Below are 10732 nucleotides of genomic sequence, written 5' to 3'. Positions count from 1 at the left end.
CAGCTTTGAGCTTGAACTCACTGGAATAAGATTTACGCATAGCCAAACACCTCAGATTTGGGCGCCATCATAGCGCCCGATTGAAGTGTCCAAAATCATTAGGCCAGTTCAAGCCCGCTCCCACAGGGTTTTGTGGCGTATGCAATGGCTGCGTACACTCAGGTCCGATGTGGGAGCGAGCCTGCTCGCGATAGCGGTGGGTCAGGTTGCCGGGATGTTGGCTGTGCTGATGCCATCGCGAGCAGGGCTCGCTCCCACAGGGGGTTGTGGCGTATGCAGTTCCCCCCATCCGGAAATCGCTACTGCAACGGCACATAAATATCCGTCTCCCACTGATCCTTCGGTGTCTCTGGATACACGCTCAGGTAGTGGAAGAACAGCGGCTGGTCGCGAAGCTCTTCTCCGCTGTTCGGAAGCCAGTCGCGGTAGATCGGGTAGATGCTTTCGCTGATCAGGTCCGTCGAGCCCAGGTGTCGCACCACGGCGTAACGGCCTCCGGGGATGAGGGTTTCGCGTATGCCGAAGGTGTTCGGCGCGACGGCCTGGTGTATCTCACCGCAAATGGCAAAGCGAAATGCTTCCGGCGGCGTGGTATCGGGGTTGGTGAAGGGAATACCGAAGGTACGACTCGATGCCACTGGCGATTGTCCGCTCTGCATGCGCCACTGGATGAAGTGGCGCACGCTTTCATCGAGAAGCTGTGTCGGACCGCGATGCTCGAGTGCGGCGACCCTGACTTCGGAAAAGTCCACGATGTGTAATTGCATGATGACGCTCCTGGAAAAGTGGGGGACTTCAAACGCCGCATTCCAGACTTGCCAGCTCGGTTGCCGCCTGAATGTACTCGGCGCTACACCGAACGCCCGCCTGAAGGCTCTGCTGAATGCCTCGGGGCTTTCGAAACCGGCATCGAAGGCTGCCTCCAGCACCGCATAATCTGCACGCGATGCCAGGCGATTGGCCGCCCGCCGCAGACGCATCAGTTGCACGTACCGTGCGACAGGCAAACCCATGTAGGCGGTGAACTGTCGATGGAAGTGAAACGCCGAGAAGTTTGCCACTTGGCTCAGCGTATTCACCGACAGCTCACCCTCGAGGTTGGCGTCGATGTAGGCGAGTACTGTGTTGAATCGCTTTAGGTAGGTAGCGTTGGTCGATTTGGCGTGCACCGGGCAAAGGCTCCTGGAAGGACGTTGGGCACAGGATCGGTCATGCCGACAGGTGTTCGCCTAGCCGCATTTGCTCAGGTAGCGAGCACGGGTGGTGATTACCCATGATATTTTCGGATGGTCAGTTTCGCCACTAACCCAGGATTTCCGTGGGAGCGAGCCTGCTCGCGATGACGGCGGCATATTCAACCTCAATGCAGGCTGTCCCACCGCAATCGCGAGCAGGCTCGCTCCCACAAGGCTTTAGCGTTCTTCGCGCATGATCCGCGCCACTTCACCTGACGCCTCGAGCTGCTCGAAAGCGCGCTGCGCTCGGGCGACGATCTCATCCGGCGTGCTCAGGCTGAAGGCCATGTAGACGCGGGCGGGACGCTCATCGAAAGAGTAGACCTCTTCCAGGTCGGCGAAGGCTACATGCTCTTCGTCGCAGATGATCCGTGCCGCGTTTTCCGGCATCGGCAAGAGCTGGACCTGACGGTTGAGCAGTTTCTGGAAGTTATCACGACGATCCGCTGATACCACCAACCGGGTAAACCCCTGCTGTTGCAAGAGCAACTGCTTGGAGTCGTTACGCACCACGCCCGTGGTATAGAGCTTGGCATCCTCGAGGTTGGCCAGGGTAATGTCGTGGCGTTCGCGCAGCTTGTAGAGCTTGATGGTCACCCGTTCCAGCTCACCCACCCATTTGAACAGCGGCTCGCGCAGCACCGTGCGATCCATGGGATAGATGAGTACATTGGGCTCGTGCAGGGCCTTGTCGTAAGCCCGGGCCCAGGGGTACAGCAGGATATGGTGGTCGGTCAGCCCGGCTTTAGTCAGTGTCTCTTCTACGACGCGGGTGCCCGGCCCGACGAGCTTGCCATCACGCAGGTAGGCGTACAGCGAGTCTTCGGTGACGACTTCGATCCCCTCGGCGTGACTGTGCAGGCTGGTCAAGGCCGCGAACAAACATAAGCAGAGCGTCAGGCGATAGTGCATACAGGCCTCACTGGTTTAGAAGGCAACGCAATTACGTCCTTGATGTTTGGCCCGATACAACGCCTGGTCGGCACGTTGTAGTAACAGGTCGAAATGATCCATGGTCTGCGGGTCCAGCTCGGCGACGCCGATGCTGAGGGTGACAAAGGGTGAAACCGACGAGCCGCTATGGGGCAGTTCGCGCTTGGCCAGGCTGGCACGAACCCGTTGGGCGGCGTCATAGGCCTGCTTTGCGTCGACATTAGGCAGCATCACGACGAACTCCTCGCCACCCACCCGGGCGGTCAGCTCACCGGAGCGCTCGAAGACGCCGCGAAGGGTTTCGGCGATTTGCTGCAGGCATTGGTCGCCCTGGATATGGCCGTAGGTGTCGTTGTAGAGCTTGAAAAAGTCGACGTCGCACATGAGCACCGACAATGGGGTCTTATAGCGAAGCGCACGACGAAACTCGACTTCCTTGAGCTCGTCGAAATAGCGACGGTTGGGCAGCCCGGTCAGCGCATCGTGCCGCGACAGGGCTTCGAGGGCCTGGTTGGCTGCCTTGAGTTCCGCGGTACGTGCCTCGACCAACTCGGCCAACTGATCGCGGCTGGCCTCCATGGCCAGTTCATCCAGGCGCTGGCGCTCCAGGTGAGTGTGGAGGTTGTCCTGGAGTTCGTTGAGCTGCGATTCAAGCAGGCTCAGTTCGTCCTGGCGACGCACCGAACGCTGCAGCTTGAAGTGCTGCCTGAGGGTCTGTGGCGTGAGTTGACCCAGGTGCCGGGCGATGTGGATGACGTGTACGGTCACCAGGCGATTGAACACGGTCATGACCAACCCGGCCAGTAACAGCGACTGGATCACCTGGGTGATGACGATGCTGCGCGCCTCGCTCCAGAGGCGTTCCCACAGCAGATTGTTATCGCCTTCGATGGTCAGCTCACCAACCTTTTCGTTGGCGCCTTCGTAGGGTTGCGCGACGAGTTCACGCTGCAGCGTGGGCGCCGGGCCGGACATGACGACGGCGTATCGATTGAGTTCGATGATCTCGGGCGATTGTCCGGGTCGCAGGATCTTGAGCACCACGCGGCCCACCGGCGCCGCCTTGGCGACGCTGGAGAGTTGTTTGCCCAGGGATTCACGGTCCAGTTCCCAGATGGCGTGGGACAAGGTGTTCTGGAACACCTGGTCGATCAGGACCAGTTCCGAATTCATTTCCGCCAGATTGTTTTCCCAGGCGAGCCAGGTACGCAGCGTGACCATGGCCAGGGTAAAAAGCAGGCAGAACAACAGTGTCGCGAGTACCAGGCGACGCCCTAGCGAGCTGAACGCCTTGACCTGTGGTTGGATTGAAGGAGTCTCGGAGTGACGCGCCATCTCACAGCCATTTGTGCAGGATGGCATCGTAGACGCCATTGCGACGGATGGTCTCCAGGCCGGCGCGGAATTTCTCCACGGTCTCGACCGGCGTCTTGCGGCTGAACGCCATGCTCAGGCCTTCCTCGCGGCTCAAGGCGGGAATCGGCAATGTGCGGATCAACACCTTGGCTGGGTCTTCGCCGTTCTGGCGAACCAGGTATTGGGCGTTGAGTTCGTTGGAAATCCACATCTCCACATGGTCGACCTTGAGCTTGCGGTAGTTGTGCTCGTACTTGGTGCTCGACTGCAATTCCTCGCCGATACGGAAACCCTTCGAGACCAGGTATTGCTCGCCCACGTCCTGGTTGACGGTGGCGATCTGGTGACCACGGGCCTCGTCTAGCGAGTTGAGTTTCACGGGCCGGTCAGCCAGCGAATACAGGTACCAGCGGGTCGGTGCGATGGCGCCGACCCATTGGAAAAGCGATTCGCGTTCAGGAGTGCGGGCGATGGAGTAGATCAGCACGTTGCTGTCATCGAGCGCTAACTGATAGGCGCGCGCCCAAGGCATGGACTGGATCGGGGCCTGCATGCCGATTTCCTTGAGCACGGCCTGGACCACCTCGGTGCTCATGCCGGTCATCCGCCCGTCCTGCGTCATGTTATAGGGTGGCAGTTCCTCCGTAACGATGCGCAGCGCAGGCTCTGCCGTGGCATTCGGCGAGAATCCGCTTGCAGCCATGAGCATCAGCACACCAAGCACCAGCAAACGGTCAAGCGACAGGACCATCGAAAATTACCCTAAGAAACCGGCAGGACACGGTGGGGCCAAAGAGCCCTCTCCTCGATAGTTATCGGCTGGGTTGACTCAGGCTTGAGTCGCACCTGTCGTCGTTCGTCACCTGGGGAAGATGGACGGCTCGTCCGGCGGATTGGCGTGTAATTCGCCCTGGAAACTTCAGCCTTGGGCGGTCGGGCCGATATTGCTCATATGCGCGTTGGCGTTGGCGTTGGCGTTGGCGAGATGTTGGATCGGAGAGCAAGAGATGTCGCAAGAAGACCCAGGGCTGAGCTCCGGCAAACACTCACTCACAACCCGTGCGCTGCGTCTGGCGGTCCTGCGGATCGGCCTGGTTTCGTTGTGTGCCGGTGCGATTTCCTATTATGTGAACCTGTCCTCGCTGGAAAAAGCGATTACCACGCAATTGTTGCTCTCCACCGAGCAGACTTTGCAGCGCGAATCCCTGCCGTTCAACGAAATAAAGGACCTGCAGCGCAATTTCCTGAACGAGTTCAGGAGCCGCCTCGACAACCCGGGAAGCCGAGTTGCACTGGTGCAGGACTTCGACCGGATCTTCTACCGGCACGAGGATGGCTCCTACACCCAGCGACCGATGCTGTTCGAAGGTGAACCGCTGCCGGACGGCCGTCGCTTCGCCGGAATGTCAGCCACCTACGCGCCCGATATTCCACCCAACGATGACATCAAGGCCCGGTTTGCCTTGTCGTATATCCTCTCGTACAAATATGGCTCCAGCGTCCAGGGGCGCCTGTTCAATTTTTATGGCGTAGTGCCTGAGAAAGGCTTTCCCATCTACCAGCAGGCCGATATCGCCAAGGTCTTTACCTATTCCGGGCCGGATGCGCTGAAGTTGGAAACCTATGAGTTCTATGCGCGCGGCTTTGCGAGCCCAGCTAGCGAAACGTTGTTCACCCGGATGTATTGGGATGCCTCCAACAACGCCTGGATGACCACCGTGGCCACGCCCGACGTGGCCGACGCCTCCGGCAAGCACCAGATCCTGGCCTGTGTCGATGTACTGCTCGATGAACTCATGAAACGCACGGCCAGACCCTTCGTGGATGGCGCGTACAGCACTATGTTCATCGCCGATGGCGACGGCACGCTGATCTACTATCCAGGCAAGATGGACCAGGTCAAGACCAGCGAAGGCAAGGCCTCCATCCGTTCGCTCGGGCTGGACGGCGACTATCCGCTTCTAGAGACCGTGCCCAAGCTGGCGCCCGGTCAGGCCATCGTGGTGCAGACACGCGACGACATTGTCGCGATGGGCCTCGTTCCGGGTACGCCCTGGGCACTCGCGGTGCACTTTCCCCGGGCGCAGATGGTGCCGGCGATTCTCAACAACCTGCTGATCGTGGTTGCCCTTGGACTGCTGACACTGCTGGTGGAGATCTTCATCCTGCGCTCCATTCTGCAGAAGCAGGTAGCCATCCCGCTGTTTCGCCTGATGCAGGCAACACGCTCGCTGGGTTTGTCCCGGGAACGCCTGAACCGCGACAGACTACCGATCCGCTCCGCCGATGAAATTGGCGAACTGGCACGGGACTTTGCGTCGATGGCGGATCGAATCCAGGATGCCCATGAACAATTGGAGCTCAAGGTCAAGGACCGGACCGCGGCGCTTGAGGAAGCCAATCGGCAGCTCGTTGTGCTGAGCACCACTGACGGCTTGACGGGAATCGCCAACCGTCGGCACTTCGATGAAACCCTGGTCAACGAATGGCGGCGTTCGGTGCGCGCGGGAACACTGTTGTCGCTGATGCTGATCGATGTCGACCTGTTCAAGAGCTATAACGACCATTACGGACACCAGGCTGGCGATGATTGTCTGCGAAGCATCGCCAATGCGCTGAAAGCCCATACCCAAAGGGCCGGTGACCTGGTGGCGCGCTATGGGGGCGAGGAGTTTGTATTCATCTCCACGACACCCAACGTCGACAGTGCGCTGCAGCATGCCAAGGCCCTGGGCGAAGCCGTGGAGGCCCTGGCGCTGCCCCATGCCAGGTCGCCGTTCGGCTTCGTGACGGTGAGCATTGGCCTGGCAGTCATGGTGCTCATGGAGGAGGTGACGGCACAAGACCTGCTCAAGCAAGCCGACCAGGCGCTCTATATGGCCAAGGCACGGGGCCGCAATCAGACCAGGCTGGCGAATGCTTCGTGATCCTGGGCCTGACGTCACCGGACAAAGGCCAAACTCCATCGATCCGGCGATTTAAATGAACCCAGTGTCACTCCCTCATGTCACTCGTTTGTCCAGGAACGACAACAGGGAGTCCACTGATGCGACCTTTGCATTTCACCAGCCTGTCCTTCGCCGTCGTGCTTTGCGCGGCCTGTTCCAGTCAACCGCCGGCAACATGGAGCTACGCCGATGCCCAGGGACGGGCCAACTCGCCACCTGACCAGGCCTACCCGGAGCTGTTTGAAGCGGTGCAACGCGGCCAGGTGTTTACCGACCAGAAACACTTCGTGGACGCACTGCCGAACCGCGACCCGGCGCAGATCCGTGCCGATTACCTGGCCCGCCGTGAAAGCCCCGGCTTCGATCTCAAGGCTTTCGTGAAGGCCAATTTCACCGAGTCCGGTCAAGCCGAAAGCCCGGCACCCAAGCCCGGCGCGCCGATTCGGGAGCACATCGACAATCTCTGGCCGGTGCTGAGCCGAACCTACAGGGAAGTGCCTCAGTACAGCAGCCTGTCGCCCTTGCCCCAACCCTATGTGGTTCCGGGCGGGCGTTTTCGCGAGATGTATTACTGGGATTCCTACTTCACCATGCTCGGTCTGGAGCAAAGTGGCGACAAGGCCCGGGTGCGGCAGATGGTCGACAACTTCGCCTACATGATCGATACCTACGGCCATATCCCCAATGGCAATCGCACGTACTACCTGAGCCGCTCCCAGCCGCCGTTCTTTGCCTACATGGTGGAGTTGCAGGCGCACATCGAGGGGGACCAGGCCTACAGTCGATACCTGCCACAACTGCAAAAGGAGTATGCCTACTGGATGGCTGGCGCGCAGACGCTCAAGCCCGGCGCGGCAGCCCAACACGTGGTCAAACTGGCTGATGGCAGCGTGCTCAATCGCTACTGGGATGCCAGCCCGACGCCACGGCAGGAGTCGTGGTTGCAGGACGTCAAGACCGCCGAACAGACGCCGGACAGGCCGAAACAGGAGGTCTGGCGAGACCTGCGTGCCGGCGCCGAAAGTGGCTGGGACTTCAGCTCCCGCTGGCTGGGCGACGGCAAGAACCTGACGACGATACGGACCACCGCCATCGTGCCGGTGGACCTGAATAGCCTGATGTATCACCTGGAGCGCACCATCGCCAAGGCCTGCGGGACTGTCCAGAACGTGCCCTGCGTCCAGACCTATGGCCAGCGCGCCGACCTGCGCCAACGGGCCATCGAGCAGCATCTGTGGAAGGCCGATGGCGGCTATTACGTGGACTACGATTGGCAACTGAAGCAGCAACGCCCCAACTTGACCGCTGCGACGCTGTTTCCGCTATACACCGGTCTGGCCTCGGCCGAGCGCGCAGGTCGTACTGCCGATGCGGTACGTTCAGGCTTGCTGCGTCCGGGTGGCATCGCGACCACCCAGGTCAGCAACGGCCAGCAGTGGGACGAGCCCAATGGCTGGGCACCGCTGCAATGGGTGGCGGTGGATGGTTTGAATCGTTACCAGCAGACCGCGCTGGCGGAGCAGATTGGTACGCGCTTCCTGGCACAGGTGCAGAATCTCTATCGCGACGAAGACAAGCTGGTGGAGAAATACGACGTATCCGGCGCGGGGCAGGGCGGTGGCGGGGGCGAATATGAGTTGCAGGATGGCTTCGGCTGGACCAATGGTGTCACGCTGAAGTTGTTGGAGAAATATGGCGTAAGCGCCGACTCCGGCAGCCATTGACCGTGCTGTTTCGAGGGTCTTCGTCATGAACAATGTTTACACGATAGGTCATTCGACCAGGACCCTCGAACAGTTCGTGGAAACCATCGGGAGCTTTGGGATCGACACCGTGGTCGATGTGCGAACGGTTCCGCGATCCCGGACGAATCCCCAATACAACTTGGATACCTTGCCTGGGCAGTTGGCCCGGCTTGGAATCAACCATGAGCAGATCGTGGAGCTGGGAGGGCTGCGAAAGAAGTCAAGCACCGTCCCTGAAGAGACCAACGCGTTCTGGACCAATCGAAGTTTTCACAATTACGCCGACTATGCGCTCTCGGAGGCGTTCGAGGGCGGTCTGAACCGGCTGCTGGCGCTCGGTGAAACCCACCGGTGCGTCATCATGTGCGCGGAAGCGGTCTGGTGGCGCTGCCATCGAAGGATCGTCGCCGACTATCTGTTGCTTCGCGACGTCGAGGTCATCCACATCATGGACAAGGATAAATCGAGCAGGGCGATATTGAATCCTGCCGCAAAGGCGCACGGGCTCAAGCTGACGTACCCCGCATCGGCGTAGCGGGGTGGTGGACAACGCTCCACCACCCTTTGGTTTCAGCGAGTCGACAACGGCGGCGTGCGCGGCGGTACCCGCCGTTTCGAGCCGGTTGACTCGAATGCCGAGGCCAGGCGCAGCAGGTTCGAGTCGTCATAGGCACGACCGGCAAACGTCAAGCCGACAGGCATGCCGATGTCTGCCATGACGCCCATCGGCACGGTGACGGTAGGTACGCCCAGATGGCGGATGGCGAGGTTGCCGTTGGCGACCCAGACGCCGTTGCTCCAGGCGATATCCGCAGAGACCGGGTTGACGTCGGCGTCTGCCGGCCCGACATCGGCGACGGTGGGGAAAATCACCGCATCGAGTCCAAGCTGCTGCATCCAATCTTCCAGGTCGATCTGCCGGGTCTTTTCCAGCCCCCTCAGACCGTCCGGCAGCGTGGGAATCTGGTCCCAGGGCGTGATGCCGCGTTCGGCCATTTTCACGTATTCGTCCATGCCGGCGGCCAGATCGTCCTCGCGGTTGGGCAGGGTGCCCGGGTCGTGGGGGAAGATCAGCGGGCCGTTCACGTCGGCCAGGCGATTGAGTTTCGGATCACCGTTGGCCCGCAGGAAATCATCGAACGCCCAGGCCGACAGGTCCCACAGTTCGTGGTGGAGGAACGCCTTGGAAACAAGGCCACGGGTAAACACCGTCGGTGCGCCGGGGCGGTCACCCTCGCAATTGGATACCAGCGGGAAATCCACTTCGATCACCTCGGCGCCGCAGGCTTCCAGGGCCTTGCGTGCTTCTTCCCAGAGGGCGATCACTGAAGCCCGGGTGATGATGCGTTGCCCGGTCGGACCGCCGATGCCCGGGGCTTCGGCCGTGCCGGCGTCGGGATCGGCATTAATGTACATGCGGGGAACGCCGAAGCGGATACCTGCCAGCGCCTCGGGAGCGGCGGCGAGCGCGGGGTAGGACGCGGGCCGCACGGCATCGACGCTCGGAATGGGCACCCAGGGTTGCAGGCGCCATAGGTCGCCCCGGGTATCCGGGTCCTGTGCGACCACCACATCCAGCACTTCCAGCAGATCGGCCATGGTCCGTGCGTAAGGCACGACCACGTCCATCGTTGGCGTCAGCGGCCAGTTGCCGCGCACCGAGATCACACCACGCGAAGGCGTGTAGGCACACAAGCCATTGTTCGAGGCCGGGCCGCGTCCGCTGGACCAGGTTTCTTCGGCCAGGCCGAATGCGGCGAAACTGGCCGCCGTTGCCGTTCCGGCGCCGTTGGATGAACCTGATGCAAAGGGTGCGGTGAGGTAGTCGCCGTTGTACGGGCTCTCGGCGCGGCCGTAGACGCCACGCTGCATGCCGCCGTTGGCCATGGGCGGCATATTGGTCTTGCCCAGACATATCGCCCCTGCACCACGCAACCGCTCGATGGTGAAGGCATCGCGATAGGCAATCAGGTCCTTGAAGGCGGGGCTTCCGGAGGCGGCTGTGAGGCCTTTCACCAGGTAGCTGTCCTTGGCGGTGTAGGGAATGCCATCGAGCGGTCCCAGCGTCTTGCCCTGGGCCCGACGGACATCGGATGCCTGTGCCTCGTTCAACGCCTCGGGGTTTCGCACCACGACCGCGTTCAGGGCGGTTGGCGTGTCCGGCCCGTCGTAGGCCTCGATCCTGGCGAGGTAGGCTTGGACCAGCTCTACCGCTGTCGTCTGTCCAGATTCGAGCGCGGCGCGCAACTGGGCAATGGAAACTTCAGTGATTTCGATCATGCTGTTATCGCTGCGGATGACGAGAGATGGGGGTTGTACACCCTGGGTCTCTCAAAGTGGATTCTCATTCGATTGCCGTGCACTTTACCACCGTCATCGCGAGCAGGCTCGCTCCCACATTGGAGCTGCGGTGCATTCATTGCTTATGTACGACACAGGCCCCTGTGGGAGCCGGGCTTGCCCGCGAAGGCGGTGGTACATTCGACATGGATGCAAGCCGAGCCACCGTCATCGC

General features: G+C 60.9%; 8 protein-coding genes. 3 read left to right on the top strand and 5 right to left on the bottom strand.

The features are described from left to right. Positions 1-299: 299 nt before the first annotated feature. The 4 genes from FGE05_RS27810 to FGE05_RS27795 all read right to left on the bottom strand — a co-directional run bounded on the left by FGE05_RS27810 (position 300) and on the right by FGE05_RS27795 (position 4275). Positions 300-1169: a GyrI-like domain-containing protein gene (locus FGE05_RS27810; RefSeq protein ID WP_139650026.1), complete on the bottom strand. Its 870-nt coding sequence runs from the start codon at positions 1167-1169 to the stop codon at positions 300-302. A 243-nt stretch (positions 1170-1412) separates the two neighbouring features. Then, complete coding sequence (locus FGE05_RS27805; RefSeq protein ID WP_139650024.1) at positions 1413-2147, bottom strand: ABC transporter substrate-binding protein; 735 nt, start codon at positions 2145-2147, stop codon at positions 1413-1415. A 15-nt stretch (positions 2148-2162) separates the two neighbouring features. Continuing rightward, entirely contained in the window at positions 2163-3503 is a 1341-nt protein-coding gene (locus tag FGE05_RS27800; protein ID WP_139650022.1) for a sensor domain-containing diguanylate cyclase, read from the bottom strand. 1 nt (position 3504) lies between these two features. Beyond that, the gene (locus tag FGE05_RS27795; protein ID WP_139650021.1) at positions 3505-4275 is read right to left on the bottom strand and encodes an ABC transporter substrate-binding protein; all 771 of its coding nucleotides are present in this window, start codon (positions 4273-4275) and stop codon (positions 3505-3507) included. Between the two features lie 256 nt (positions 4276-4531). On the opposite strand from FGE05_RS27795, the gene FGE05_RS27790 reads away from it, so the two are divergent. From FGE05_RS27790 to FGE05_RS27780, 3 genes are all read left to right on the top strand, one after another. Continuing rightward, a complete protein-coding gene (locus FGE05_RS27790; protein WP_139650019.1) occupies positions 4532-6451 on the top strand; it encodes a diguanylate cyclase in 1920 nt (639 codons plus the stop codon). Between the two features lie 119 nt (positions 6452-6570). Further along, on the top strand, positions 6571-8196 hold the full coding sequence (treA, locus tag FGE05_RS27785; protein WP_139650017.1) for an alpha,alpha-trehalase TreA: 1626 nt from the start codon (positions 6571-6573) through the stop codon (positions 8194-8196). 25 nt (positions 8197-8221) lie between these two features. After that, the gene (locus FGE05_RS27780; RefSeq protein WP_139650015.1) at positions 8222-8752 is read left to right on the top strand and encodes a DUF488 family protein; all 531 of its coding nucleotides are present in this window, start codon (positions 8222-8224) and stop codon (positions 8750-8752) included. Positions 8753-8787: 35 nt separating this feature from the next. Here the strand turns inward: FGE05_RS27780 and FGE05_RS27775 are convergent, their stop codons facing one another. Further along, on the bottom strand, positions 8788-10497 hold the full coding sequence (locus FGE05_RS27775) for an amidase (protein ID WP_139650014.1): 1710 nt from the start codon (positions 10495-10497) through the stop codon (positions 8788-8790). Between the last annotated feature and the right edge of the window lie 235 nt (positions 10498-10732).

The sequence above is a fragment of the Pseudomonas sp. ICMP22404 genome (assembly GCF_006227205.1).
GTDB lineage: Bacteria > Pseudomonadota > Gammaproteobacteria > Pseudomonadales > Pseudomonadaceae > Aquipseudomonas.
The sequence above is the reverse complement of the archived record's forward strand: the minus strand, read 5'-3'. Positions and strand labels throughout refer to the sequence as shown.

Excerpts from the sequence above, each read along its gene's own strand:
- FGE05_RS27805 (WP_139650024.1), bottom strand. The coding sequence starts at position 2,147 with ATGCACTATCGCCTGACGCTCTGCTTATGTTTGTTCGCGGCCTTGACC.
- FGE05_RS27800 (WP_139650022.1), bottom strand. The coding sequence starts at position 3,503 with ATGGCGCGTCACTCCGAGACTCCTTCAATCCAACCACAGGTCAAGGCG.
- FGE05_RS27795 (WP_139650021.1), bottom strand. The coding sequence starts at position 4,275 with ATGGTCCTGTCGCTTGACCGTTTGCTGGTGCTTGGTGTGCTGATGCTC.
- FGE05_RS27790 (WP_139650019.1), top strand. The coding sequence starts at position 4,532 with ATGTCGCAAGAAGACCCAGGGCTGAGCTCCGGCAAACACTCACTCACA.
- treA (WP_139650017.1), top strand. The coding sequence starts at position 6,571 with ATGCGACCTTTGCATTTCACCAGCCTGTCCTTCGCCGTCGTGCTTTGC.
- FGE05_RS27780 (WP_139650015.1), top strand. The coding sequence starts at position 8,222 with ATGAACAATGTTTACACGATAGGTCATTCGACCAGGACCCTCGAACAG.
- FGE05_RS27775 (WP_139650014.1), bottom strand. The coding sequence starts at position 10,497 with ATGATCGAAATCACTGAAGTTTCCATTGCCCAGTTGCGCGCCGCGCTC.